We start from the raw sequence: 26909 nt of genomic DNA on the forward strand, positions 1-26909 counted from the left end.
GTCGCAGGCGGCGGAGGCCGCGCCGCGCGCTGACTTATGCTCCCGCCCAGCAAGCAGCCGGCGTCGCGACCGGCAGGAGATGCCGGGATGCTCGAGGTCTGGTCGCTGTTCCTGATCTCCGCGGTCTATGTCGCCGTGCTGTTCGGCGTCGCCGCGCTTGGCGATCGTCAGGCGCTGAAGCGGCCGGCCGCCAGCGCCAAGCCATGGACCTACGGCCTCGCGCTCGGCGTCTACGCGACTTCGTGGACCTTCTACGGCGCGGTCGGCCGGGCGGCATCCAGCGGCTGGGATTTCCTGCCGATCTATCTCGGGCCGCTGCTGGTGTTCCTGTTCGCCGGGGGCTTCGTCGCGCGGCTGATCGACATCAGCAAGCGCCACAACATCACCTCGATCGCCGACTTCATCGGCGCCCGCTACGGCCGCAGCCAGCGGCTGGCGATGTTCGTCACCGTGGTCGCGGTGCTCGGCGTGGTGCCGTACATCGCGTTGCAGCTGAAGGCGGTGGCGTTCGGCTTCGAGCTGCTGGCGCACAGCGCCGGCGAGGTGCGCTTCGACGAGCGCGTGTTCGACAACGGCGCGCTGTTCATCGCCGTGCTGCTGGCCGGCTTCGCGATCCTGTTCGGCACCCGGCAGGTGGTGGCCAGCGAGAACCATCACGGCATGGTGCTGGCGATCGCGTTCGAATCGACGGTCAAGCTGCTGGCCTTTCTCGCCGTCGGCCTGTTCGTCTGCTACCAGCTGTACGACGGCTTCGGCGATGCCTGGGCGCATGCGCTGGCACGGCTGGAAACGCAGGCCGACGAGCGCGACAGCCGCTGGCAGGCCGGCTTCGCCATCCAGACCCTGCTCGCCGCCGCCGCCGTGCTGTGCCTGCCGCGGCAGTTCCACGTCACCGTGGTCGAAAACGCCTCGACCCGCGACCTGAACCGCGCCCGCTGGGTGTTCCCGCTGTTCCTGGTCGCGATCAGCATCTTCGTGCTGCCGATCGCCGCTGCCGGTCTCGACCGCCTGCCGCCCGGGGCCTCCGGCGACACCTTCATGCTGGCCCTGCCGCTGGCGCAGGGGCAGGGCTGGCTGGCGCTGATCGCCTATCTCGGCGGCTTCTCGGCGGCGACCAGCATGGTGATCGTCGAAACCATCGCGCTGTCGACGATGATCTCCAACGAACTGGTGCTGCCGGTGGTGCTCGGCTCGAAGCGCTTCCGGATGGCGGCCAGCGGCGATCTGGGTGGCCTGATCAAGAACATTCGTCGCACGGCGATCGTCGCGATCATCGCTGCCGCCTACCTGTATTTCCGGGTCTACACCGGGCCCGGCTCGCTGACCGCGATCGGCCTGCTGTCATTCGCGGCCGTTTCCCAGTTCGCGCCAGCGGTGATCGGCGGCGTCGTCTGGCGTGGTGGCACGCGGATCGGTGCGCAGGCCGGCCTGCTGCTCGGCTTCGGCCTGTGGATCTACACGCTGCTGCTGCCGGCGCTGATGGCCGGCACCGACAGCAGCCTGCTGGCGCAAGGGCCGTTCGGCATCGGCTGGCTGCGGCCGCAGGCGCTGTTCGGCCTGACCGGCTTCGACGACATCACCCACGGCACGCTGTGGAGCCTCGGCGTCAACACGCTGGCCTACCTGCTGGTGCCGCTGGCGCTCAAGCCCGGCCTGCGCGAACGCCTGCAGGCCGGGCGCTTTCTCGATGTGCCGTCGGCGGCGCGCACGGTGCGCGAATCGACGATCCGGATCGCCGCGACGGTCGGCGATCTCGTCGTGCTGCTGGAGCGCTTCTTCGGCGCCGAGCGCGCCCGCAGCGAGCTGGAACTGCACGCTCGCCGCCTCGGCCGGCCGACGCCGAAGCCGGAGGATCGGGTGTCTTCCGAGCAGGCGCGGCATGTCGAACTGCTGTTGTCCGGCGCGCTCGGTGCGTCGAGTGCGCGTCTGGTGCTCGGCTCCGCACTCGGCGGTCGCGACATGCAGCTCGAAGACGTGATCCGGCTGCTTGACGAAACCGCGCACGAGATCCAGTTCAATCGCGAACTGCTGCGCGCGTCGCTCGAACATCTGTCGCAGGGCGTGTCGGTGGTCGACAAGGACCTGTGCCTGGTCGGCTGGAACCGTCGCTATCTGGAACTGCTCGATTACCCGGAAGGCCTGATCAAGGTCGGCCGGCCGATCGCCGACGTGTTCCGGTTCAATGCCGAACGCGGCCTGCTCGGGCCGGGCGACATCGAGACCCAGATCGAGCGGCGCATCGCCCATCTGCGCGCCGGCACGCCGAACAGCCACGAGCGCCGGATGCCGGATGGCCGGGTCATCGAGGTGCGCGGCAGCCCGATGTCCGGCGGCGGCTACGTCACCAGCTATTCGGACGTCACCGCCTACAAGCAGGCGCAAGCCGCGCTGGAAGTGGTCAACGAGCAGCTGGAGGAGCGCGTCGGCGAACGCACGGCAGCGCTGGAGGAAGCGCGCGGCGCGGCCGAGCGCGCCAATCGCGCCAAGTCACGCTTTCTGGCCACCGTCACCCATGACCTCGTGCAGCCGCTGAATGCCGCGCGACTGTTCGTCACCTCGATCGACCGCGACACGGTGCCGCCGGGCACGGCGAAGGTGGTCGGGCAGGTGGAAAGTGCGCTGCACGCGGCCGAAAACCTGATCAGCGCGCTGCTCGACATCTCCCGCCTCGATGCCGATGCCCAGGCGGTGCGCCGCGAGCATTTTCCGGTCGACCGGGTGCTGGCACCGCTGGCCAACGAGTTCGCCGCGCTGGCCAGTGCCCGGGGACTCGAGTTCCGCTTCGTGCCGTGTTCGGCGATCGTCGAGACCGATCCGGCGCTGCTGCGTCGCATCCTGCAGAACTTCCTGTCCAACGCCGTGCGCTACACGCGCAGCGGCCGGGTGCTGCTCGGCTGCCGACGACGGCCGGGGAGCCTCGAAATCATGGTGATCGACACCGGCCCGGGCATTCCGGCCGAACGCCAGCCGGAAATCTTCGAGGAATTCCGGCGGCTCGATGTCGGCCGCGATTTCGATCACGGCCTCGGGCTCGGCCTGTCGATTGCCGACCGCCTGTCGAAGCTGCTCAAGCACCGGCTGGGCCTGCGCTCGAATGTCGGTCGCGGCAGCAATTTCTCGATCGGCGTGCCGTTCGGCGACCCGGCCCTGATCGCGCCGCTCCGGCCGGCGCCGGTGGCGCGCTCCACCGATCGCCTGCATGGCCGGCTGGTGTTCTGTCTCGACAACGAGTACGCCACGCTCGACGCGCTGACGGCCCTGCTCGGCCGCTGGGGTTGCCGGGTGATCACGGCGCGCAACGCCGACGAAGCCCGCCGGCTGTCGCAGCCGGGCAGCGAGGTGCCGGATCTGGCGCTGATCGACTTCCATCTCGGCGAAGGCCCGACCGGCATTGCGCTGATGGCTGAACTGCGGCAGCGCTGGGGCCACGCGGTGCCGGCCATCGTGCTGACCGCCGATCCGACCGAGGCCGCGCGCAATGCCGCAACCGCCGCCGGCCATGCGCGCCTGCCGAAGCCGGTGAAGCCGGCGGCGCTGCGGGCGTTGATGGGCCGCACCATCCGCATCCTGAACGCTGATCCGGCGGACAGCGCGGATGCCGATGCCGAGGCTCAGTCCTCGTCGGCGACGTCGGACTGAGAATTGTCGAGCGGCGGCGTCAGCGTGTCGGCGCTGGCATCGAGCAGGCGCCGCGCCAGCAGCGCGGCCTGGGTGCGGCGATACAGGCCGAGCTTGCGCAGGATCGCCGTGACATGGGCCTTGACCGTCGCTTCGGTGACGTTCAGCTCGTAGCCGATCTCCTTGTTCAGGCGACCATCGGCGAGCGCCATCAGCACCTTGAACTGCTGCGGCGTCAGCGTGGCGATCTGGCGCGTCAGTGCCTGTTCGGCCTCGCCCTGATCGACGACATCGACGAGCCCCTCGGGCAGCCATTCGTTGCCATCGAGCAAGGCGCGGATGGCTTCGCCGATGACGGCGAGCGAGGCCGATTTCGGAATGTAGCCGCAGGCGCCGAAGTCGATCGCGCGGCGCACCACCAGCGGGTTTTCCTCGCCGGACACGATCGCCACCGGCACATCGGGCCGCAGGCCGCGGAGCTGGATCAGCGACGAGAAGCCGCTGCTGCCGGGCATCCGCAGGTCGAGCAGCACGAGGTCGCAGTCCGGTTGCCGTTCGAGTGCGGCAAGCAGTTCGATCATCGACGCCGTGGCTTCGACCGTGGCACCGGGCACGGCATCGGCGGCGGCGGCCGTGAGGGCTGCGCGGAACAGCGGATGGTCATCGGCGATCAGCAGGCGGTGCATCGGCGAATGTCCGTTCGATTTCAGTGGCGGCATTCAACCACCGTACGACCTTGGTCGCGATTCGACCTAAGGTGAATGTTCCGGGCGATGCCCGTTCTCCACGCTACGTCTGCGGCCTTCGATGCCGCCCCCGGCTTCCGATGTCGGGCACCCGAACAACGTGGAGGAGTGAGGAGATGAGGCTTTCCCGCAGCCGTTTTGCCACCGCCGTGATGGTGGCCGGATTCGGCGTCACCAGCGTGCCGGTCATGGCCGCCAGTGACGACACTGCCGCCGTGATCCAGGAGCTGAAACGTCGGATCGAGGCCCTCGAACAGCAGCTCGCGAACCAGCCGGCCGCACCCGCGACACCGGCCGCCGTGGCCGCCGCGCCGGCACCGGCACCAGCCGCCGCCGCGCCGGCTCCGGCGGCTGCCGGCAACGAGTTCAAGCTGGCCTGGGGTGGCTACATCAAGGCCGATGCCATCGTGTCGCGCTTCAGCGACGCGCCGGTTGCGCAGAGCCTGGGCCGCGATGCCTACATTCCGAACTCGGTGCCGGTGGTCGCGAACGCGGCCGAGAACGCCCGCACCTACACCGACCTGCACGCCAAGGAAACCCGGCTGTACCTGCGCGGCTCGGGCCTGCTGTACGGCCACAAGGTGGCGGTCAACGCCGAGTTCGACTTCATCAGCGGCCAGCTCAGTCAGGGCATCGGCGGGGCGCCGAACGAAGCGGTGACCAATGCCTACAATCCGGCGTTCCGGCTCGGCTACATCGATTTCGACAACTTCCGCATCGGCCAGGACTGGACGACGCTGCAGAACCTCGTCGCGCTGCCGGACATCGTCGATCTGGTCAACTGGCCGAGCGAAGGCACGGTGTTCGGACGTCAGCCGCAGATTCGCTACACCTGGGGTCCGCTGGCCGTGGCGCTGGAAAACACCGAATCAACGGTTGCTGCCTTCGGAGGCAACACGTTCACGGTGACCGACGACAACACGCTGCCGGACTTCGTCTGGCGCTACACCTTGAAGACCGCCAGCTGGGGCGACTACACGCTGTCGGGCGCGGTGCGCCAGATCAGCGACCGCGGCACCATCGGCAACGGCAACGATACCGCGCTCGGCTACGGCTTGAGCTTCGCCGGCAAGATTCCGCTGTGGGGTAAGGACGACCTGCGGTTCACCTTCAGCGGCGGCGACGGCTTCGGTCGCTATCTGGCGCTGAACACGGTGGGTGACGCGATCGTCGATGCCCGCGGCAAGCTGCAGACGGTGGAGATCTACAACGGCTTCGTGGCCTACCGCCATCCGTGGAACGAGCAGTGGCGCAGCAACGTGGCGCTGTCGGCGTTCCACGCCAACACCGGACAGGCGGCCACCGGGTCGATCTACGGCGCCGGGGTGTCGCGCAACGTCCGCAGTGCCACGGCCAACCTGCTGTACTCGCCGATCCCGAAGATCACGTTCGGCATCGAGTACCGCTACGCACGGCGTGACACCGTCGGCAACCTGTCGGGCGACCTGAGCCGCCTGCAGTTCTCGGCGCGCTACAACTTCTGATCGACCGGCGGCGACGGCGCGCGGGCACTGGCGAGCCAGGCCAGCCCGCACGCTGCCGCCGCGTAGATCAGCGCGCTGCTCGTCGCTCCATGGAAATCGTAGTGACGGTGGCTGCTGAACAGGAGGTGCAGTCCGGCATGCACGACCAGGAAGGTGGCGATGCCGCGCCGGGTCCCGACCCGGATGCGGCGACGCCGGTGTGTCAGCAGCATCAGCAGCACCGCCACCAGCGGTACGTGCGCCAGCACGAACGCGGGTTCGGCGATGGTCTCCGGCAGTTGCGCGAAGCCCGGCAGCACGCGCCATTCGCGGCGGCTGACGGCATCGAGCTCGTGCGTCGTCAGCAGCGCGAAGCCGAGCGCGAACAGCGCGTCGCGCATCGGCTTCAACCGGCGCGACGGGTGACCAGGTACAGCAGCGGGCCGATGCTGCCGAGCGCGAACGTCAGCAGCACGAATGGCCAGGCCGCGCGCCCGATCTGGCGAGCGTCATGCACCATCCAGGCGCAGGCCAGCAGCAGCGCGATCACCAGATCGGCGAACACCTGCATGCCGGCGACATGGAAATGGCTGGTGATGATGCCGAGGTAGCCGACCTCGATCACGGCGTAGGTCGAGTACAGCGAGAACGGCAGCAGCACGACGACCAGCAGCCAGGTCGGCAGGGAATCGCTGGCAGCGGATGCGTTGGCGCCGAGCGGGCGGGGGCTGTTTCGGGTGGTGACGGTGGACATCGGCGATCTCCGGTGGTGCGCAGCGGTGGGTCAGTGACGCCAGCATCCCGGCCTGCGGTGCATGCGGCAATTACTTCGCACGTCATCGCCGGGTGCCGCAGCGCGCGGCACAATCCGGCCATGAACGCGACCCTTCCAACGTCACCTCCCGGCGCGACCGCCTTTGGCGCGGCGCTCAAGACCGCGCGCATGGCCCGTCGGCGCAGTCAGCTTGATCTGGCGCTGGCAGCCGACCTGTCGCAGCGGCACTTGAGCTTCCTCGAATCCGGTCGGGCCCGGCCGAGCCGCGCCGCGCTGCTGCGGCTGGCCGATGCACTGGATCTGGGGCTCGCCACGCGCAACGCGCTGCTGACGGCGGCAGGGTTTGCGCCCGTTTACGAACGGCGGACGATCGATGCGCTGGACATGGCGCCGATCCGCGATGCGCTCGGCCGCATGCTGCGGCACCACGAGCCGTTCCCGGCGATGGTGATCGATCGGCGCTGGAATCTGGTGATGGCGAACGAGGCGACGCAGCGCTTCATCAGCCTGCTCGGGCCGCCGGACGAGGTCTGGCGGCGCATCTGCCCCGACGGCGCGCGCAACATGGTCAAGCTCAGCTTCCATCCGCAAGGCCTGCGGCCGCTGATCGTCAATTTCGACGACATGGCGGCGGCGCTGCTGTCACGGCTGGGCGCGGAAGGTCAGGATTTTCCCGAAGCTGCGGCACTGCGCGAGGAAGTGCTGGCGTTTCCCGGCAGCCATCCGCGCTGGCGCTCGATCGAGCCGGGCAGCCGGCCGCAGCCGGTACTGGCCACGCATTTCCGCGTGGGTGATGTCGATCTGCGGATGTTCGCGATGATCACGCATTTCGACATGCCGCAGGACCTGACGACCGAGGACCTGCGGGTGGAAACGCTGTATCCCGCCGATGCCGCCAGCGAGCAGTTGCTGCATGCGCTGGCGGGCACCGCGCCGCGCCCGGCCTGAGGCACGGGCGGGGTTCAGCGACCAGTGCCGGGCAGCGTCGCTGCCGGCACTGATCGCCGATGTCGACTCAGGGAACCGGCGTCAGGCCGGCTTCGGCACCGCCGCCTTCGAGCTTCTTCGACTTCAGGCTGACCTTGGTGAAGCCCGACAGGCTGACCAGACCGATCAGGTCGACGACGCGGCCGTAGTCGACCTTGGCATCGCCCTGCACGAACGCCAGCGTGTCCGGATCGATCTTCGACAGCTCGATCAGCTTCGGCTGCAGCGCTTCGTTCGCGTACTGGATCGGGCCCTGGCCGTCGCCGGCGTCGATGAAGTAGTTGCCGTAGCTGTCGATCGACACCACCAGCGGTTCCTTCGGCTTGTCGCTCGGTGCCGAGCTGGCCTTCGGGAGCGTCACCGGCAGCTGCGACATCATCAGCGGCGAAGTCACCATGAAGATGATCAGCAGCACCAGCATCACGTCGACCATCGGCGTGATGTTGATTTCGGCGACGGGGCCCAGCTCTTCGTCGCCACCCATGGTTCCCACGCGTTTCTTGCTCATCTGCTTCCTCGAACAATCAATTTCGGAGTCGGACTCCGCGGGGCGGCCGCTCGCGCGCGGCCCCAGCGTCAAGTCCCGGTGTGATGCCGAGTTTACCCCGTCGTTTCGACGAGCGTCGAACCGCGGGCCCGGCTTGAATCAGGCGCAAAAAAGCCCGGCGTCAAGCCGGGCTTTGCACAAACCGTACCGCCAGGCTGCCGAGACTTACGCCGGCTGGCGGGTCTCGCTGATGCGCAGGATCAGCACCTTGATCCGGTCGGACAGGAACTCCACCCGATTCTGGAAGTAGTTGAAGAACAGCAGACCGGTCAGCGCCACCGAGATACCGAGCGCGGTGGCGATCAGCGCGGTACCGATACCGGCGGACACGCCGCTGGGATCGGAAATACCGGAGCTGGCCAGCACCGTGAAGGTGTCGATGATGCCGAGAATCGTGCCGAGCAGCCCGAGCAGCGGCGACGCGGTGACGATCGTGTCGAGCAGCCACAGGTTCTTGTTCAACTCCAGGCGGGCCTCGATGTACGCCTCTTCCGAGGCGTCTTCGAGATCATGCCGGCTCTTGATCTTCGGCAGACGATCCAGCAGCAGGCGAGAAACCTTCGCCGGCACGTTGTTCGCTGCCAGCAGACCTGCTGCCGGCGCCGCTGCGCCAGGGGCCAGCGCATCTTCCAGTTCGGCCGTCTTCTTGTTGGTCATCACGTAGAAGATCAGCCGTTCGACCGCGACGAATGCCGTCAGAGCCAGTCCGGCATACAGCGCGTAGAAGGTGATGTCGTGAAACAGATTCAGATTCATGCTGGTTATCCCCCGGCGTGGCGCCGGATCAGAATTCCGTCGACAGGGTGACGGCGAACGACACCGGAGCGCCGATGAAGTAGCTCGGCTGGGCGCCGCCGGTTCCCTGTGAACGCGTGGTGAAGTTGCTGCCGCTGCCGGCATTCAGGTAGTCATATTCCTGATTGGTGGCGTTGTTGACGACGCCAACCAGCTTGACGTTCTTCAGCGGGCCGATCGGTGCGAAGGTGTAGCCGGCGCCGATGTTCATCAGGGCGTAGCCAGCCACGCTCTGGTCATTGACCAGCGTGGCCTGACGACGACCCGTGTACTTGCCTTCGATGAACACGTAGTAGTTGTTGCGCGCGTACTGCAGGTTCAGCGCGCCGAGCCAGACCGGCGTGTCCGGGAAGGTCTTGCCAGCGGTGTTCTCGAACGTGTTCGCGGCCGTGCGCAGGTTTTCCTTGATCAGGCTGCGCGTGTACGACGACGAGGCGTACGCGGTGAAGCCGCGGTAGAAGTTCCAGGCGCCCTCGAGTTCGACACCATAGGCCTTCGAGCCGCCGACGTTGGTGTCGGTGGAGCGCTGCTCTTCCTGATCGAACGCCACCGCCAGACGGTTCTGGAACAGGCTGTAGAACGCCGTCGCCGAAGCCGTGACCTTTTCGCCGGCGAAACGGTAGCCGAGGTCGAAGTTGTTGGTGGTTTCAGGCACCAGGTTCAGATCCTCCACCCGGTAGTTGGTGTACACGCCGTTGACGAACGTGCCGCCGGTGGCGAGGTTCTGGTAGATGAAGTTCGACGGCACGCGGAAGCTGCGCGAGCCGTTGGCGAACACTTGGTTCGAATCGTTCAGCTGATACGAGATGCCGAGGCTCGGCAGGTTCTCGATCGCCGACACCTGAATGCGGTACGCGCCGAAACCGTTGCGAACGCCCGCTGCGCCGATGTTCGGGAAGTTGTTGAAATCACGGTCCTGGCCGCTGTGGCGGAAGCCCGGGGTGATCGTCAGCTTGTCGTCGAACAGCGTGATGGTGTCGGAGATGAACAGCGACTTGCCGGTCGAACGCGTCAACTGGTCACGCGTGTTGGTGACCGAGCCGTCGCGGTTGCGGATCCAGGCGTACGGGCTGTCGAAGTAGCGGTCGACCACCGTGTCGGCACGGAGCGGATCGCTCGGATCGCCGGACAGGATGCGCTGTCCCGGAGCGGTCTGGCGATGGCGCGCCTTTTCGGCCCAGTAGCCGAACACGATCTTGTGATGCTCGAAGCTCTTGGTGAACTGCGCCGTGACACCCGGACGGTAGGTCGTGGTGACGTTGGAGCGATAGATCAGGATGGTGTCGCGGGTATCGCCGTCACCGTTCAGGTCGCCGACGCCGCCGCCCTGGATGTTGGCGCCGACCGCTTCGGTCTGGCTGGCGAGCTGGCCGCCGCCGGTGCCGTAGCCATGCCACAGGTACGGGGTCAGGTCGAAGCGGAACGTCGGCGTCAGCTGGAAGCCGGCGTTGACCGACAGGATGTAGTTGCGGAACGGGTTCAGGTTGAAGCCGAAGTAGCCGTCGCCGTTGTTCGGCGTGCTGCCGCCCTGCGCGATCGTCAGGCTTTCGTTCTGGACACCCGCAGCACCGGCGGCGCTCGACGGCGTCAGATGCCGCGGCGCAACGAGGCCGAAGTCATACGCGCGACCGAAGGTATTGATCTGCGGGCGCGTCAGCGTGCGGAAGTTGTTGTTCAGCGCGCGGTTGTACAGGAAGTTGCCGGTGATGCGGCTGCCGCGACCGAGATCGACGGTGGTGACGAAGTCGACGTGGTGACGGTCGGCACGGCCATCGCCCTTGAACTTGTCGATCAGCGCGCGCGAATACGAGACGTAGCTCTTCCAGATGCCGCCGACGAGACCGGTTTCGATCTTGGCGTAGGTGCGGCTGAGCTTCAGCGAGCCGCCGGTCTGCGCAACCTTGACGCCGAAGGTGTCCTTCGGGGCGCAGGTCGACAGGCCGATGTTGCCGCCGCTGGCGCCGGTGTGCGGCGCGTCGTTATCGGCTGCGCCCTGGGTCAGGAAGATGTTGCAGAGGTTTTCCGAGTCCGTGTATTCCTGCGGGAACACCGCGAAGTTACCGGAGTCGTTGACCGGCACGCCGTTGACGGTGAAGCCCAGCTGGTCCGAGTTGAAGCCGCGCACGCGGATGGCACCGCCGAACAGACCCGAGGCATCGGTCGAGTTCGTGGCCACGCCCGGCAGCAGGCTCAAGCTCTGGAACGGGTTTTCCGTCGGGCTCTTCTTTTCGATGTAGGCCTTGTCGACGGCGCTGCGCGCCTTCGGGGTCGATTCCGGCGCGATCAGGCCGGAGGCCGACGGGCCTTCCGTGCCTTCGACCTGGATCTTGCCGATGTCGGTCGTGGACGATGCGGCCTGCGAGGTGGCGATCAGCTCGGCATCAACAGCCAGACTGGCGGCGGCGGACTCTGCGATGGCGACTGGGCCGTCGGCATTCGCGCCGTACGAGGCGACGAAGCCGGCGAGCAATACGGCAAACGGGTGGGCTTCAGTGGCATGGTGATCTCCCTAAGTCTCTGGCTCATGAATGACAGCAAGGTGCAGCAACTGCTCGTTAGAAAGGCGAAAACTTCAGTTGGCCGGCTTGAAATCGAGGTCGACGGTGAAGCGATGCGTCAGCTCGCCCGGCCAGGCGTCGGACGGAAATGGCGGGTAGCTGGCCCGGCGAACCGTCACCAGCGCCTGCTTGTCGAGCAGAATCGAGTTCGATGACTCCTGAATGTCGGCTTCGACCAGCTCACCGCTGCGCTTCAGGACGAACCAGACCCGCGTCGTGCCCTGCGGACGCTGCAGGCTGGCCTCACGTCCGGTCGGATAACGCTTGGTCGAATTCAGATAGCTGCGCACCTGGCCGACGTACTGGCTTTCCAGATTCACGTTCACCGGCGGGGCAGGCGGCGGAGCCGGCGGCGGCGGCGGCGCATCCGGCGGCGGCGCCGGCGATGGCGGCACCGGTGCCGGCTGCGGCGGCGTCGGTTCGGACACCGGCTGCGGACTCGGCACCGGCGACGGTGGCGGGTTCGGGCGCTGCGGGGTCGGTGTCGGCGGCGGCGGCGTTGGTGGCGGCGGTTCCGGCGGCGGCGGTTCCGGCGGCGGTGGCGGCGCTTCCGGCGGCGGCTCGGCGAGCACCACGACGATCTCGTCGCGCACGACCGGCTTCTTCGGCTCGATCAGCGGCCGCGAGGCGATCAGCCACGCGAACGACAGCTGCACGATCGCCGCAACGAACGCGATCCAGTTGCGATGGCGGTAGATGGAATTCATGCACGCAGAGCGCCGTTACTTCTTCTTGGCCGCAATCGACATCGACTCGAAGCCGCCACCCTTGAGGGCGTCCATGACGTCGAGCAGGCGCTGCATCTCGACGGTCTTGTCCCCGTTGATGATGATCGTGACCTTGGCGTCCGGTCGCTCCATCGCGCGTATGCCCGGCGTCAGCCCTTCCAGCGTCGTCGGCTTGCCGTTGAGTTGCAGCTCGCCGTCCTTGCCCATCGTGACGATGGCATTGATGACGGTCTTCAGATCCTGAGTCTCGGACGACGTCGGCAACGAGGTCTTCACCCCGAGCGCCGGAATCACGTTGATGCTGATCAGCACGAAAAACACGAGCAGGAACATCATCACGTCGATCATCGGGATGATCTCGATGCGCGCGCGCGGTTTCTTCGCTTGGTCCCAATGACGCATGAACGGCCCCTGACAAAGGCGTGGATGATCCACGCCCCCGATGACGAATCGATGAATTTTCTTGAAATTGTCGACCTGATCGGCCGACGACGCCCTGCCATGCTTGTCGCGACGGCTCGTCTGGACGAGTCGATATCCCGGATTGAATCCAACAGCAAAAAACCTGCCGTTGTCTGCCTGGGTCTGCCGGATTCCCGAAGCGGGACCATCATCCGCAGCCCGCATGCGCCGTGCTTGCGGTCGCTTTATGCTCAGGCATCGTCATGATAAACGAGATTAAAAGTTGAAAGTCAGCAGGAGGGTGCGACCGGCGGTGTGGATTTCGGCTCATGGCGGCGCGCCTTGCGCGATCCGCAATCCGCAACGGAAACGCGTCGGAGCCGCTGCAGCCCTTGCCGCAGCGATGTCTGCGTGGCTGGCGGCCTGTGCGCCGACCGCGACGACGGTGCCGGATTCACCTGCCGCCGCCGTCAGTTCGCGCCCTTCGGCGGTGACGGTGAAGCTGATCGGGATCAACGATTTTCATGGTCATCTGCTGCCACCGGACGGATTGACCGAAGTGGTCGAGGCCGATGGTTCGCCGCCAGTCAAGCTGTCGCTCGGCGGCGTTGCCTACCTGGCCAGCGAGATCCGCGCGCTGAAGGCGGCGAATCCGCTGAACGTGGTCGTCGGCGCGGGCGATCTGATCAGCGCCAGCCAGTTGCAGAGCGCGCTGTTCAACGACGAGCCGGCGGTCGACGTGCTGAACGCGCTCGGGCTCGACCTGTCGTCGGTCGGCAACCATGAGTTCGACAAGGGTCGCGACGCCCTGCTGCGGATGCAGCGCGGTGGCTGCGCGCCGGGACAGGTCGCCGGGCCCGCCGCCTCGGCGACCACCTGTCTCGACGGCCGCTATCCGGGCGCGAAGTTCCAGTGGCTGGCCGCCAACGTGATCGACGACGCGAGCGGCCGGACGCTGCTGCCGGCCTATGACATCAAGACCCTGCCCACCGCCAGCGGTCCGGTGCGGATTGCGTTCATCGGACTGGTGCTGAAAGACGCACCGACGCTGGTGGCACCGGCCGGCATTCGCGGCCTGCGCTTCACCGACGAAGCCGACACCGTCAACGCGCTGGTGCCGCAGATCACGGCGCAGGGCGTGCGCAGCATCGTCGTGCTGATCCATCAGGGCGGCTACACGCAGGCCGGTTACAACGACGAGGAATGCTCGACCTTCACCGGCGACATCGTCGACGTGGTCAAGCGTCTCGATCCGGCGGTCGACGCCGTGATCAGCGCGCACACGCATCGCACCTATCGCTGCCGCCTGCCGAGCCGCGACCCGGCGCACCGGATTCTGGTCACCAGCGCCGGTCACGGCGGGCGCTTCGTCACCGACATCGATCTGACGATCGACCCGGCGAGCGATGAGGTGCTCGACAGCCGCGCGCGCAACATCCCGATCGTCAACGACCGCGCGCCGAACCCGGCGCCGGACCGCTACCCGACCTTGGTGCCGGATGCCGCGATCGCGGCGAAGGCGGCGTTCTACGCGGCGAAGGCGGCGCCGGTCGGCGACACGCCGGTGGCGCGGCTCAAGGCCGATCTGCTGCGCAAGGTCGATGCCGCCGGCGAGACGGCGCTCGGCTACGTGATCGCCGATGCCCAGCTCGCGTCGGCGCGTGATCCGGCGCAGGGCGGCGCGCAGCTGGCGCTGATGAACCGCGATGGCGTGCGCGCCGATCTGCTGCGGCGTCCGTCCGATGGTCAGGTGAACTTCGGGCAGATCTACACCGCCCAGCCGTTCGGCAGCGACCTGGTGACGATGACGCTGAGCGGCGCCCAGCTCATCGCCGTGCTCGAACAGCAATGGCGCATGAAGGACGGGCGACTGATCGAGACCTTCCTGCATCCATCGGCCGGTTTCCGCTATCGCTGGTCAGCCAGTGCGCCGGTCGGTGCCCGGATCGTGCCGGGATCGGTCGAACTGGAAGGCCAGCCGGTGCAGCCCGAGCGGATCTACCGGGTCAACGTCAACCGCTACCTCGCCGACGGCGGTGATGGCTTCACGCAGTTCCTGGCGGGCACCGATCGCGTGACCGGCGTGCTCGATCGCGACGCACTGATCGCCTATCTGAAGGCGAGCGAGCCGGTCGACGTGCCGAAAACCGGCCGCGTCACCCGCGTCGACTGACGACGGCGCGCGGAACACCGCACGGCGCGGCGTTCCGACTGCGGTCCGTCGGCGCGACGGCGATCGGCTCAGGCCACCAGGCCCGAATGCCGCAGCAGCGCGTCGACTTCCGGCTTGCGGCCGCGGAACGCGACGAACAGGTCCATGGCATCGGCGGAGCCGCCGTTGGCCAGCACCGTGTCGCGGAAGCGGCGGCCGGTCTCCGGCGCGAAACCGGTTTCCTCGAACGCGGCAAAGGCGTCGGCCGACAGCACTTCCGCCCACTTGTAGCTGTAGTAGCCGGCCGCGTAGCCGCCGGCGAAGATGTGGCCGAACGAGTTCGGCATGCGGTTCCAGGCCGGCGGCGGGAACACGCTGACCTCGGCGCGGGCCGCGGTCAGCGTGTCGAGGATCGACTGTCCGGCCGCCCGTGCCGCCTCGGTATCGCGATGCAGTCGCAGGTCGAACAGCGCGAACTCGACCTGACGCAGGGTCTGCAGGCCGGCCTGATAGCCGCGGCCGGCCTGCAGCTTGGCCAGCAGGGCATCCGGAATCGCAGCGCCGGTCTGGTGGTGGCGCGCGAAGCCGTTCAGCGTCGCGCGGTCGTAGCACCAGTTCTCCATGAACTGGCTCGGCAGTTCCACCGCATCCCAGGCGACACCGCGGATGCCGGACACCGAGGCCTCGTCGACCCGGGTCAGCAGGTGGTGCAGGCCGTGGCCGAACTCGTGGAACAGGGTCAGCACTTCATCGTGCGTCAGCAGTGCCGGCTGATCGCCGAGCGGCGGCGTGAAGTTGCAGGTCAGGTAGGCCACCGGTCGCTGCAGGCCGCTGGCGGTGCGTCGGCGCACGAGGCATTCGTCCATCCACGCGCCGCCGCGCTTGTCGGTACGTGCGAACGGATCGAGGTAGAACAGGCCGATCTCCGCGCCATCGGCTTCCTTCAGGCGATAGGTCGTGACGTCCGGATGCCAGGTCTTGATCCCGGACGCAGCCTCGATGGTCACGCCGTACATGCGCTCGACGACATCGAACATGCCCTGGATCACCTGCGGCGCCGGGAAGTACGGCCGCAGCTCTTCCTCGGAATAGCCGAGCTTTTGTTCCTTGAGCTTTTCCGAGTAGTAGGCGACATCCCACGGCTGCAGATCGGTCAGGCCGTCGCGGGCCTTGGCGAACGCGCGCAGTTCGTCGAGTTCGGCCAGCGCGAACGGCCGCGCCTTGGCCGACAGATCGAGCAGGAAGGCTTCGACCGCGTCCGGCGATTCCGCCATCTTGGTCGCCAGCGACAGTTCGGCGAAGTTGCCGAAGCCGAGCAGCCGCGCCTCTTCGTGGCGCAGCGCGAGGATCTCGTTCATCAGCGGCGTGTTGTCGAACTGTCCGCCCTGCGGGCCGAGTTCGGAGGCGCGCGTGGCATAGGCCTCGTACAGTTCGAAACGCAGCTCGCGGCGATCGGCATACGAGATCACGGCGTCGTAGCTCGGGAAGTCGAGCGTCAGCAGCCAGCCGTCGAGCGACTTGGCCTTGGCCTTCTCGGCGGCCTGCGCCTTGCCTTCGACGGTCATGCCGACCAGCAGCGATTCGTCGGTGACGTGCTTCGACCACGCCTGCACGGCGTCCATCAGGTTTTCCTCGAACTTCGTCTGCAGTTCCGACAGACGCAGCGCGATGACCTTGAAGCGTTCCTTCTGTTCCGGCGGCAGCGCGATGCCGGACAGCTTGAAGTCGCGGATGGCGTCGGTCAGCAGCTTCCGGCGGGCCGGCGAGAAGCCGGCCGCGGCCGGGCTCGAGGCCAGCTGTTCGTAGGCCTGATACAGCGCCTCGTTCTGCGACAGCTCCAGCCCGTATTCGGTGATCTTCGGCTGCACCGCATTGAAGGCCTTGCGCCAGTCGCCGGTCGAAGTCACGCCGAACAAGTGCTGCACCGGTCCCCAGGCGCGGCCGAGGCGATCACTCAGGTCTTCCAGCGGCTCGATCAGGCTTTCCCAGCGCGTGGCCTTGCCGGACGCCAGCAGCGCGTCCAGCGCTTCGCGATTGCCGGCGAGGACGGCGTCGATCGCCGGTTCGGCGTGCTCCGGCAGGATCGCGTCGAACGCCGGCAGCGTGTTCGGGGCCCAGGTGTGGTCAGTCGGTGCGAGCAGCGGATTGGTCATGGCAGGGCGCGTCGGAAGTCGGGTGGGGCAGGCGGTCGGCGGCAGCACGCCGGTCGATCATCAATGCTGGCGACGGGGCCGGAATCAAGTCGGCGGCGTGCCCAGCGGACCGCATCGTCGCACGCCGGCTTTTTCGGCGAACAATCAATTGTTCCGACCGTGTCGATAGATCGCCGCCGCCGGATGTCCGCGGCGCGCGGCCCGGCACTGTCCGTCTGTGGGTGATCCGGCGGGCTTGTCGCATGGAATGACGGGCCTGCGCGTTATCATGACAGCCGTCCTGCAACCCGAATCGCCGGGCTACGCCGCCCGCTGCCCTTTTCGATCGAGAGACCTCCCACCCGTGCGCAAGATCGTCGTTGTTCTCGCTGCCCTGCTGTTGCTGTCGGCCTGTACCCGTCAGAAAGTGCTGAACACGCTGACCAGCGATGACGGCTACAACCTCGCGTCGAACATCGTGTTCGACAACGCGACCGGCCTGCAGCTCGATGTCTACAGCCCGGCCGGCGTCCGCAATGCGCCGGTCGTGGTGTTCTTCTACGGCGGCCGCTGGTCGGAAGGCGACAAGGCTGACTACAAGTTCGTCGGCCAGGCGCTGGCGGCGAAGGGTTTCGTCGCGGTGCTGCCGAACTACCGGCTGTATCCGAAGGTTCGCTTCCCGGGCTTCCTGATCGATTCCGCGAAGGCCGTGCGCTGGGCGCACGACAATGGGGCGCAGTACGGCGGTGACCCGGCCAAGATCGTCGTGCTCGGCCACTCGGCCGGCGCCTACAACGCAGCAATGCTGACCCTGAATCCGGACTACCTGAAGCAGGCCGGCGGTGATCGCGCGTACATCCGCGGCATGATCGGCCTGGCCGGTCCGTACGATTTCCTGCCGATCACCGATCCGGACCTGCGCGACCTGTTCGGGCCGCCGGAAAACTACGACCAGACGCAGCCGGTGCTATACCCGGATGGCAAGAACCCGCCGATGCTGCTGATGCACGGCCGCGACGACAAGTTCGTGCCGATCCGCAATTCCGAAAGCCTGGCCGCGCGGCTGAAGAGCGCCAATGGTCCGGTCGAGACCGTGTTCTATCCGGAAATGAGCCAGAACAAGATCGTCGAGACCCTGTCCACGCGCCTGCAGCCACAGGCCGACGTGATGCTGTACGTCAACGAGTTCGTCAAGCGCGTGACCAGCGGCCCGGCGACCGGTCAGGTCCAGCAGCAGGCGCCGGGCGGGCTGCAGACGATCGTTCCGCAGCCTTGATGCCGGCTCGCCATTCCGGCGCGCGCACGCCGTGATCCGCAGCTATCGCGGCCGGTCGCCGACGCTTGGCGAGGCCGTCTACATCGACGAGCAGGCCTGCGTCATCGGCGACTGCGTGCTCGGCGACGACGTCTCGGTCTGGCCGATGGCCGTGGTTCGCGGCGACGTCAACTTCATCCGCATCGGCCAGCGCACCAACGTGCAGGACGGCGCCGTGCTGCACGTCACCCACGATGGCCCGCTGCTGCCGGGCGGCATGGGTCTGATCATCGGCGACGATGTCACCATCGGCCATCAGGCAATCCTGCACGGCTGCACCGTCGGCAACCGCTGCCTGATCGGCATGGGCGCGAAAGTGCTGGACCGCGCCGTGATCGAGGATGACGTGCTGCTGGCCGCCGGTTCGCTGGTGGGGCCGGGCAAGCGCCTGGAATCCGGCTGGCTGTATCGCGGCAGCCCGGCCGTGGCGGCCCGCCGGCTCAGCGAGCAGGAAATCGCAAACCTGCGCTACTCGGCCGAGCATTACGTCCGGGTCAAGAATTTTTACCGGCAGGGCTGATCCGGCCCCGTCATTTCGCAATCCGTCACCGAAGAGCCCCGTCAGGACATGACCCGTAAACTCGTGCTGTTGCGCCACGGCCAGAGCCAGTGGAACCTCGAAAACCGCTTCACCGGCTGGGTCGATGTCGACCTGACCGAGCAGGGCCGCGCCGAAGCCAAGGCCGGTGGCGAACTGATGCGGGCCGAAGGCCTGACCTTCGATAGCGCCCACACCTCGGTGCTGAAGCGCGCGATCCGCACGCTGAATGCCGCGCTCGACGCGATGGACCAGCAGTGGATTCCGGTGACCAAGACCTGGCGCCTGAACGAGCGCCACTACGGCGCGCTGCAGGGTCTGGACAAGGCCGAGACCACGGCCAAGCACGGCGAGGCGCAGGTCAAGATCTGGCGCCGCAGCTACGACATCCCGCCGCCGGCGATGACGCTCGACGACCCGGGTCACCCGGCCAACGACGTGCGCTACGCCAAGCTCGACGCCGCCGCCCTGCCGGGCACGGAATCGCTGGCGACGACGCTCGACCGCGTGCTGCCGTACTGGCATGACGCCATCGCCCCTCAGCTCAAGGCCGGCCAGACCGTGCTCGTGGCCGCTCACGGCAACAGTCTGCGCGCGCTGTACAAGTACCTGACCGGCATCGGCGAAGCCGAGATCCTCGAGATCAACATCCCGACCGGCATCCCGCTGCTGTTCGAACTGGATGACCAGTTGAAGGTGGTCAGCCACCGCTACCTCGGCGATCCGGAAGCGGCGAAGCGGGCGGCGGAAGCGGTCGCCAATCAGGCGAAGGCGAAGTAAGTCCCGGCAGAGCGCATGACATGCCGACGGCGGCGTGGCCGCCGTCGGCTTGATCAAGCCGGCCGCGCCGTCGCCGCGCGCCGCGGCTGCGGTTTCGGGGCGCGCTCGGGACGTTGATCGAGCGCGTGCTGGATCAGCCGCAGTTCCTCGTCGCTGAACCCGGCTTCGCGCCGCGCCGCGTCGTTGATCGGCGGCCGGATGCTCATGCCCTGCTCGGCCAGCAGGCGCTGCGAAGTCGCGATCGGATCGACGCCTTCGCGCGTGCAGGCCCAGCGGTACCAGCGCGTGCCGATCGCGACGTGGCCGACTTCCTCGGCCAGGATCACGTCGAGGATCGCGACCGTGTCGCGGTCGCCGATCTCGGTCAGCCGCCGGATGATGCCCGGCGTCACGTCGAGGCCGCGCGCCTCGAGCACGCGCGGCACGCAGCACATGCGATCGAGCAGCGCGTGCGCGGTCTTTTCGGCCGCTTCCCACAGGCCGTTGTGCGCCGGCAGGTCGCCGTAGTCGAAGCCCAGCTCCTTCAGCCGCGCGCGCAGCATCGCGAAATGGCGGGCTTCGTCCTGCGCCACCGAAATCCAGTCGCGGTAGTAGTCGGCCGGCAGGCCGCGAAAGCGCCAGGCTGCGTCCAGCGCCAGATTGATCGCGTTGAACTCGATGTGGGCCACGGCATGGATCAGCGCGGCGCGGCCCGCCACGGTGCCGAGGCCGCGCGTCGGCACATCGCGCGGATGGATCAGCTCGGGTCGGGCCGGCCGGCCGGGGATGCGGGCATCCGCGGCTGGCGCATCGGCGTGCGAAAAATCGGCTGCCGGATCGATGGCGGCCGCGAGCCGGCATTTTTCGCCCGGATCGACCGCGACCAGCGCCGCCAGCACGGCGGCAAAGCCATCGCTCACGCGCAGGTCCACTCGAAACGGCCAAGGCTCGGGCTGGCGAGCAGGCAGTGATCGCCGGGCTTGAGTTCGGCCACCCCTTTCGGCGTGCCGGTGTAGATCACGTCACCCGGTTCCAGGCTCCAGAACTGGCTCAGGATGCGGATCTGCTGCGCCACCGGATACAGCATCTCGCGGGTCAGGCCGTGCTGGCGCAGTTCGCCGTTGACGTGCAGCGTGAACTCCAGCGCCTGCAGGTCCTGTTCGAGGAACGGCTTGAAATCGCCGAGCGGGGCGGAGCCATCGAACGACTTCGAGATCTCCCAGGGCTTGCCCTTGTTCTTGAGTTCGGTCTGCAGGTCGCGCAGGGTCAGGTCGAGGCCGAGGGTGACGCCGGCGACCGAGTCCAGCGCGTCTTCGAGCGCGATGTCGCGGCCGCCGCCGGTCAGCATCACCACCAGTTCCGCTTCGTGGTGAACGCCGCCGTGGCCCTTCGGCAGGTCGATCACGTCGCCGAGCGGCACCACCGCCGAGGCCGGCTTCATGAACACCACGCACTCGCCATCCGGCTTGTGGCCGAGGTGCGCCAGTTCGGCGACGTGGTCGGCGTAGTTCTTGCCGATGCAGAAAATGCGGTTGACCTTCATCGAGTGCCTGACGGAAGAGGGAGGGGGCCTGCGCTTTTGCGAACGCGGCGGTGTCGGCGATACTTTAAGCGTGCTGCCGCAGGGATGTGGCGGCCCACCATTCGATCCAACGGAGAAGGTCAGCATGAAGCATCGCAAGTGGCAGCTCGGTGTGGTGATGGCAGCGGCCGGCAGCCTGTTCGCATCCGGTGCAGTCGGTGCCGACCAGCAAGGCGCCTACATCGGCCTCGTTGGCGGCGTCGGACTGCTGAACGACACGGCGGCGACCGTCAGCAGCGGCGGCGTGGCGACGACCGGCACGCTCGAATTCAGTGACGGCCCGATCGGCGGCATCGTTACCGGCTACACCTTCGCCAACGGTCTGCGCCCGGAACTGGAAGTGACCTACCGGCGCAACCGCTTCGATGGCGGCGGCGGCAATGTCCGCACCGCGTCCGGCGTTGCCAGCCTGTACTACAACTTCTCGAACAAGGGCTATTACTTCTACGTCGGCGGTGGTGGCGGCTACGCCAACCTGCGTGCCTACCTCGACGAGGCCGGCGGCGATACCGCGAACAAGGCGGTCTACAGCGCTGGCACCGGTCTGGGCTTTGCGGCCACGCGCAACCTGCAGGTCGGCGTCGACTATCGCTTCACCGGCACCTTCGATCGTCCGGTGTTCACTTATGACGTCGGCGGCGCGCCGGTCGACGCCGCGTTCCGCTATCGCGGCAGTGTCGTCACCATCGGCCTGCGCTACTCGTTCGGCGCGATCTTCGGCGGCGGCGAGGGCAGCGGCGTGCGCGCCGGTGACGAAGACGTACGCGTGGTGCCGGTCTCGCGCTGAGTCCGTATCGCGCGTGTCATCGGAAGCCGTCGGCGAAATCCGGCGGCTTTTTTGTGGACGACGCTGCGCAAGCCGTCGCCGCACGAAAAAAAAGCGGCCACCACCCCGGTACTTCGGTGGCCGCAAGCTCAGGGTACCTCCGACTTCGCGACCGATCCCCGATGCGCGGCTGCGCCGCGGACCCGACACCGGCACACGAGGCCGGAACAGCCCCGGGATTGTTGATGCCACGTGAATGTGCCTCAATCGGCTGATCGGCTTGGTACGAAAGGACTAGTCCCGTTCGTGCCGATCGGCTGACCCAAACGCGGCTCAGCCGCGCTCGGGATTCGCCATCAGCCGTTGCGCCAGCACCGCCGCCTGCGTGCGCGTCTGCAGATCGAGCTTGCGCAGCAGCGTGCTGATGTGGGTCTTGACCGTCGATTCGCTGATGCCGAGATCGCTGGCGATCTGCTTGTTCAGCCGGCCATCGCGCAGGTGCAGCATGATCCGGAGCTCCTGCGGCGACAGCCGCCCCAGCCGGACCTCGGCGGCATCGCGCGGCTTGGCGCGGTCGTCCATCGCCGCCGGCATGACCCACGAGCTCTCGCCATCGAGCAGGCGCCGGATGATCGTCTGCATCTCGTCCGGGCCGATCGACTTGTGGATGAACGCAACCGCACCCAGCGTCTGCGCCAGCCGCACCCAGACCTGTTCCGACAGCGACGACACCACCGCCACCCGCAGCGCCGGATGCTGGCTGCTGAGGTATTGCAGCGATGACAGGCCTTCGGCGCCGGGCATCAGCAGATCGAGCAGCACGAGGTCGGCTGGCGGCGTCGCGGCGGCGGCGGTGGTCAGCGATTCGAACGAATCGGTCTCGACGATCGTGGCATCGGGGGCCACGGCCTTCACCGCCAGACGCAGCGCAACCCGGAACAGCGGATGGTCGTCGGCGATCAGCACGATGGGCGCAGCGGAAGTACGGTCGGTCATGGCCGGAGGGAGCGGTCGGTGCGGGAAAGGGTTGACGAGTCGGATCGGGGGGATGCGGGATCGAGTGCCGCGATCAACTGCCGGTGACGGGCCACGGCGGCGGCAATCTCCGCGTCATCGGCAGCGGGTGTCAGGGTCGCGTGGCACCGCGACAGCGCCTGCGCACCGAGCCAGTCGCAGTGGCCCTGCAGGGTCGCGGAAGCCTGCCGGAAGGCGACGTCGTCACCCGACTGCCGGGCCGCGAGCAGCGCCGCGATGGTCGGCTCGGACTGGCCGCGCAGGCCGTCGAGCATGGCCTGCAGGCCGTCGGGACCGAGATCGTCCCGCCACTGGTCGAGCACGGCGGCATCCGGCAGGTCGGCCGGATGCGCGGGCGCCGCGGGTTCGGGTCGTGCATCGGCGCGCTGCACCGGCGAACGGCCAGCCGCCGGCATCACTTCGCGAAGCGCGGCATCGAGCTCGGCGCGGCGGATCGGCTTGCCGAGGTGCCGATCCATGCCGGCGGCGATGCAGGCCTGACGCTCGTCGTCGAGCACGCTGGCGGTCATCGCGAAGATGCGCGGCTGACGCGGCAGCGGCAGCGCCCGGATCCGGCGCGTGGCCTCCAGACCGTCGAGCCCCGGCATCTGCACATCCATCAGCAGCAGGTCGTAGTCGCCGGCCGCGGCCATCTCGACCGCGCGCAGCCCGTCTTCGGCGAGATCGGCCGCCACGCCCAGCGACTGCAGCATGCGCAGCCCGACCTTCTGATTGACCGGGTTGTCCTCGACCAGCAGCACGCGCAGGGCCGATGGCCGTGTCCCGGGCGGCGCAGGGGGCGTCGATGTGCTGGCGGCGGCCGGCGCGGCCAGCAGTTCGGTGAACACTTGCAGCAGTGCCGCGCGGCGCAGCGGCTTCAGGCGCACGCGGTCGACCAGCGGCGTCGCCTGCGGCAGTCGCAGGCTGCTGAGCAGCAGCAGCGGCAGGTTGGCGCCATCGGCACGGGCGCGGATCGCCGCCGCCAGCGCCAGCCCGTCCATCTCCGGCATCAGGTAGTCGAGCACGGCCAGGTCGTAGCGTTCGCCCGCCGTCAGCCGACTCAGCGCGTCGGCAGCGCTGGCGCAGCCAACGGCCGTCATCTGCCAGTCGCGCGCGGCGGCCAGCACGATGCGGCGATTGACCGGGTGATCGTCGACCACCAGCAGGCGCTTGCCGGCCAGCGCCGAGGCGTCCGGCTGCGGTGGCGGTGGCCACGCCGGATCATGCTGGACGGCGACGTGGAACGAGAACGTCGAGCCTTCGCCGGGCCGGCTGTCGACCGCGACATCGCCGCCCATGCGCTGGGCGAGCCGCTGGCAGATCGCGAGCCCCAGCCCGGTACCGCCGTAGCGGCGCGTGGTCGAGGCATCGACCTGGCTGAAGCTGCGGAACAGGCGATCGAGCCGTTCCGGCGCGATGCCGATGCCGGTGTCGCGCACGGCCACATGCAGGCGCAGCCGCTGCGCATCGAGCGCCTCGGCCCGGATCGAGACCAGCACCGAGCCGCGCTCGGTGAACTTCACGGCGTTCGACAAGTAGTTGACCAGCACCTGCCGCAGGCGGCCACGGTCGGCGCGGATCATCACCGGCACGCCGTCGTCGATCTCGCAGGCGAGTTCGAGGCCTTTCGCGGCGGCGGCGACGGCGGCCTGCTCCAGCGCTTCGTCGACCGTGTGCGGCAGGTCGAACACCTGCTCGTCGAGCTCGATCTGCCCGGCCTCGACCTTCGAGAAATCGAGGATGTCGTTGATCACGTGCAGCAGGTGGTCGCCGCTGTGGCGAATCGTGTCGAGGCTGGCGCGCTGGTCGGCATCGAGCGGCGCATCGGCCATCAGCTCGGCGGTGCCGAGGATGGCGTTCAGTGGCGTGCGGATCTCGTGGCTCATGTTCGCCAGGAACTCGCTCTTGGCCCGGTTGGCCGCCTCGACCGCCGACCGCGCCTGCTGCAGCGCCACCGCCTGCCGCCGCCAGCGGGCGCCGCCGCGGGCAACGACGGCCAGCAGCAGTGCCGACAGCGCGCCGCCAAGCGCCACCAGCCACGGCGCCAGCCGATCGGCCACGGTGACGAAGCCGGGCAGCGCATGGGCGCGCAGCGTCCAGGCCCGCCCCGGCATCGCGATGCCGACGGTGCCGTCGAGCCCGGTGCCGACGCCGGGATCGTCGGCGCCGGCCAGCGGCTGGGGGCTGCCGGCAGCGTCGCGGCCGGCGGTCGAGTAGAGCCGGGCGGCGCCGGCGGTGGCCGGGCCGTCGAACACCTCGAACGCGATCGGGCTCGGGCTGTCGCCGAGCAGGCCGAGCATGAAATCGTCGGCGCGGAATGCCGCCGTGAGCCAGCCGAGCAGGCGGCCCTCGCGCTGGATCGCGAGATAGGCGATGAAGCCGGCCTGCGCGCCGTTCGAGGCGGCCAGCCGCAGGCGCGGGCTGATCGTGACTTCGCCGCTGGCGACCGCCGCTTCCATCACGGCGCGACGAGTCGGCTCCTGCATCATGTCGACGCCGAGCACGCGCTGGTTTTCGGCCGTGAACGGCGCGACGTAGAGAATCGGCGAATGGATCGCCGGCGGTTCGACCGCCGCCGGCCGGCCCGGCTCGACCGGCGGCCGCGGCGTGAATTCCCGCAGCAGCGCCGGGTCCGCCAGCCCTTCCGGCAGCGGCGCGCGGCGCACCGATGCGACGAAGGCCGACAGCTCGGCCGCCGGCACGGCCACGGCGAAGCTCAGCGACTTGAAGCCGGGGTAGTGCTGGTCCAGCCGCAGCGTCTCGACGTAGCGCAGCCAGTCCGCACGGCTGACCTCGTCGGACGCGATGAACAGGCCGAGGCCGCCGCGCAGCACCTGACCGTACGCCGCCATCCGCTGTTCGACGGCGGCGACGATGCGCTGCAGTTCGTAGTCGAACCGGGCGCGCTGATGTTCCTGCACCAGCTTCTGCGTCTGCCAGCCGCCGAGCAGGCCGGCGGCCAGCATCACCGCGATCAGCGCCAGGGCGGATCGCGACAGCAGTGGCCCGTCGGTCGGCGCTTCGCTCATCGGCCGATATCGCCCGCTGCCGCCGACGCGGCTGCCGCCGACGCGGCTGCCGTCGTCGGGGCCGCGGCCAGGATCGCGCCGTGCCGCCACACGGCGGCGACCAGCCGCGCGTGCCGGGCCAGCAGGCCGCGCACGTCGGCGCTGGTGCGCGTGCGATCGCCGGCACTCGCCTGCGCTTCCACCTCCGCGCACCGTGCGGCCAGCGCGTCGGCCCCGAGCTGCAGGCTGGTGCCGCGGAGCGCATGGGCGATCCGGCCGAGCGCCGCGAGATTGCCGGCAGCAATGGCGGCGTCTGCCCGCGCCTGCTGCACGGGCAGATCGGCGATCAGCGCGCCGACCACTTCGGCCAGTCCGGCGTCGCCGTACAGCCGCTGCAGGTCGTGCAGCGCCCCCGGATCGAAATCCGTGGGCGGTTCGACGGTCGGTGACGCGGCCATCACTGCACGCAGCGTGGCCAGCCGCGGTGGGTGCGGAAGCGTTGCGTCGGCGCCCGCGGCACGGCAGCGCTCGTCATCGGCCGGATCGCGGATCAGCGCGACGAGGCGGATGGCGCCGGGGGCCTGCGCGCGGCCGACGGCGGCAAGCGTCGCCAGCGGCGCGAGGCGCGCGACATCGGCGTCGGCGTCGACGTCAGGATGGCCTGGTGGGTCGATGCCGACGATCAGCAGCGCGGGCGTGGCCTCGGCGATGAACCGGCCGGCGGCGTCGAGGTCCTCGACGATGACCGGCGGCGCGGCTTCCAGGCGCTGCAGCAGCAGGCCGAGCAGTTGCCGGGTCACGGCATCGGACATCAGCAGGCCGACGCGCAGCGCGGTGGCGTCCGGGCCTGAAGCAGAGTCGGCATTCGGCATCGCGCCTGTCCCTGTGGGCGAAGAGTCCAGCGCTGACCTTACGGGGGCGCGCGGCGGCGATCAATGGCGGTGGCGAAAAAAGGCCCGGAAATAATGAATTCTGGTCGTCAGAATGCTCCGAATCGCCGGAAATTCTGCTGCTTTGTGGCGAT

At 68.3% G+C, this 26909-nt stretch carries 22 protein-coding genes; 8 read left to right on the forward strand and 14 right to left on the reverse strand.

The features are described from left to right. The first annotated feature begins 87 nt into the window (after positions 1-87). Complete coding sequence (locus tag QZ951_RS04300) at positions 88-3639, forward strand: NahK/ErcS family hybrid sensor histidine kinase/response regulator (protein ID WP_292998905.1); 3552 nt, start codon at positions 88-90, stop codon at positions 3637-3639. On the opposite strand, the gene QZ951_RS04305 is transcribed toward QZ951_RS04300, so the two are convergent. Beyond that, entirely contained in the window at positions 3612-4304 is a 693-nt protein-coding gene (locus tag QZ951_RS04305) for a response regulator transcription factor (RefSeq protein ID WP_292998907.1), read from the reverse strand. The two genes, QZ951_RS04300 and QZ951_RS04305, sit on opposite strands and share 28 nt — an antisense overlap. A gap of 176 nt (positions 4305-4480) precedes the next feature. Between QZ951_RS04305 and QZ951_RS04310 the strand changes: the two genes are divergently transcribed. Continuing rightward, entirely contained in the window at positions 4481-5848 is a 1368-nt protein-coding gene (locus tag QZ951_RS04310) for a DcaP family trimeric outer membrane transporter (protein ID WP_292998909.1), read from the forward strand. Here the strand turns inward: QZ951_RS04310 and QZ951_RS04315 are convergent. Both QZ951_RS04315 and QZ951_RS04320 read right to left on the reverse strand, forming a co-directional pair. After that, entirely contained in the window at positions 5836-6228 is a 393-nt protein-coding gene (locus QZ951_RS04315; RefSeq protein WP_292998911.1) for a DUF6713 family protein, read from the reverse strand. The genes QZ951_RS04310 and QZ951_RS04315 overlap by 13 nt on opposite strands. 5 nt (positions 6229-6233) lie before the next feature. Beyond that, a complete protein-coding gene (locus QZ951_RS04320; RefSeq protein WP_292998913.1) occupies positions 6234-6581 on the reverse strand; it encodes a DUF2834 domain-containing protein in 348 nt (115 codons plus the stop codon). Between the two features lie 120 nt (positions 6582-6701). Between QZ951_RS04320 and QZ951_RS04325 the strand changes: the two genes are divergently transcribed. Next, on the forward strand, positions 6702-7550 hold the full coding sequence (locus QZ951_RS04325; RefSeq protein WP_292998915.1) for a helix-turn-helix transcriptional regulator: 849 nt from the start codon (positions 6702-6704) through the stop codon (positions 7548-7550). A 67-nt stretch (positions 7551-7617) separates the two neighbouring features. On the opposite strand, the gene QZ951_RS04330 is transcribed toward QZ951_RS04325, so the two are convergent. The 5 genes from QZ951_RS04330 to QZ951_RS20370 form a co-directional block, all read right to left on the reverse strand. Continuing rightward, positions 7618-8097 carry an ExbD/TolR family protein gene (locus QZ951_RS04330; RefSeq protein WP_292998917.1) on the reverse strand — a complete coding sequence of 160 codons (480 nt, stop codon included), beginning with the start codon at positions 8095-8097 and terminating at the stop codon, positions 7618-7620. A 204-nt stretch (positions 8098-8301) separates the two neighbouring features. Continuing rightward, a complete protein-coding gene (locus QZ951_RS04335) occupies positions 8302-8892 on the reverse strand; it encodes a MotA/TolQ/ExbB proton channel family protein (RefSeq protein WP_292998919.1) in 591 nt (196 codons plus the stop codon). A 28-nt stretch (positions 8893-8920) separates the two neighbouring features. Then, entirely contained in the window at positions 8921-11401 is a 2481-nt protein-coding gene (locus QZ951_RS04340; RefSeq protein WP_292998921.1) for a TonB-dependent receptor, read from the reverse strand. Positions 11402-11503: 102 nt separating this feature from the next. Further along, positions 11504-12196 carry a TonB family protein gene (locus QZ951_RS04345; protein WP_292998923.1) on the reverse strand — a complete coding sequence of 231 codons (693 nt, stop codon included), beginning with the start codon at positions 12194-12196 and terminating at the stop codon, positions 11504-11506. A gap of 15 nt (positions 12197-12211) precedes the next feature. Then, positions 12212-12619, reverse strand: coding sequence for a biopolymer transporter ExbD (locus tag QZ951_RS20370; protein WP_366943798.1), 408 nt, complete (start codon positions 12617-12619; stop codon positions 12212-12214). Between the two features lie 403 nt (positions 12620-13022). Between QZ951_RS20370 and QZ951_RS04355 the strand changes: the two genes are divergently transcribed. Beyond that, positions 13023-14792: a bifunctional metallophosphatase/5'-nucleotidase gene (locus QZ951_RS04355; RefSeq protein ID WP_292998927.1), complete on the forward strand. Its 1770-nt coding sequence runs from the start codon at positions 13023-13025 to the stop codon at positions 14790-14792. 68 nt (positions 14793-14860) lie between these two features. On the opposite strand, the gene QZ951_RS04360 is transcribed toward QZ951_RS04355, so the two are convergent. After that, positions 14861-16924 (reverse strand): M3 family metallopeptidase, encoded by a 2064-nt coding sequence (locus QZ951_RS04360; RefSeq protein ID WP_292998929.1) that lies wholly within the window; start codon positions 16922-16924, stop codon positions 14861-14863. 343 nt (positions 16925-17267) lie between these two features. Between QZ951_RS04360 and QZ951_RS04365 the strand changes: the two genes are divergently transcribed. From QZ951_RS04365 to gpmA, 3 genes are read left to right on the forward strand one after another with little or no spacing between them, the layout of a single operon-like run. Further along, the gene (locus QZ951_RS04365) at positions 17268-18179 is read left to right on the forward strand and encodes an alpha/beta hydrolase (RefSeq protein ID WP_292998931.1); all 912 of its coding nucleotides are present in this window, start codon (positions 17268-17270) and stop codon (positions 18177-18179) included. Between the two features lie 31 nt (positions 18180-18210). Next, complete coding sequence (locus QZ951_RS04370) at positions 18211-18738, forward strand: gamma carbonic anhydrase family protein (RefSeq protein WP_292998933.1); 528 nt, start codon at positions 18211-18213, stop codon at positions 18736-18738. 48 nt (positions 18739-18786) lie between these two features. Then, positions 18787-19536: a 2,3-diphosphoglycerate-dependent phosphoglycerate mutase gene (gene gpmA / locus QZ951_RS04375; protein ID WP_292998935.1), complete on the forward strand. Its 750-nt coding sequence runs from the start codon at positions 18787-18789 to the stop codon at positions 19534-19536. 53 nt (positions 19537-19589) lie between these two features. On the opposite strand, the gene QZ951_RS04380 is transcribed toward gpmA, so the two are convergent. After that, positions 19590-20435, reverse strand: a complete 846-nt coding sequence (locus tag QZ951_RS04380; protein WP_292998937.1) for a ferritin-like domain-containing protein — start codon at positions 20433-20435, stop codon at positions 19590-19592. Next, positions 20432-21058 carry a fumarylacetoacetate hydrolase family protein gene (locus QZ951_RS04385; protein ID WP_292998939.1) on the reverse strand — a complete coding sequence of 209 codons (627 nt, stop codon included), beginning with the start codon at positions 21056-21058 and terminating at the stop codon, positions 20432-20434. The genes QZ951_RS04380 and QZ951_RS04385 overlap by 4 nt, the downstream gene beginning before the upstream one ends. Before the next feature lie 124 nt (positions 21059-21182). Between QZ951_RS04385 and QZ951_RS04390 the strand changes: the two genes are divergently transcribed. After that, positions 21183-21884, forward strand: coding sequence for a hypothetical protein (locus QZ951_RS04390; RefSeq protein ID WP_292998941.1), 702 nt, complete (start codon positions 21183-21185; stop codon positions 21882-21884). A gap of 312 nt (positions 21885-22196) precedes the next feature. Here the strand turns inward: QZ951_RS04390 and QZ951_RS04395 are convergent, their stop codons facing one another. From QZ951_RS04395 to QZ951_RS04405, 3 genes are read right to left on the reverse strand one after another with little or no spacing between them, the layout of a single operon-like run. Next, on the reverse strand, positions 22197-22859 hold the full coding sequence (locus QZ951_RS04395; RefSeq protein WP_292998943.1) for a response regulator transcription factor: 663 nt from the start codon (positions 22857-22859) through the stop codon (positions 22197-22199). Beyond that, positions 22856-25906: a CHASE domain-containing protein gene (locus tag QZ951_RS04400; protein ID WP_292998945.1), complete on the reverse strand. Its 3051-nt coding sequence runs from the start codon at positions 25904-25906 to the stop codon at positions 22856-22858. The genes QZ951_RS04395 and QZ951_RS04400 overlap by 4 nt, the downstream gene beginning before the upstream one ends. Further along, positions 25903-26757: an Hpt domain-containing protein gene (locus tag QZ951_RS04405; protein WP_292998947.1), complete on the reverse strand. Its 855-nt coding sequence runs from the start codon at positions 26755-26757 to the stop codon at positions 25903-25905. The genes QZ951_RS04400 and QZ951_RS04405 overlap by 4 nt, the downstream gene beginning before the upstream one ends. Between the last annotated feature and the right edge of the window lie 152 nt (positions 26758-26909).

It is taken from the genome of Nevskia sp., from assembly GCF_021732705.1.
Taxonomy (GTDB): Bacteria; Pseudomonadota; Gammaproteobacteria; order Nevskiales; family Nevskiaceae; genus Nevskia.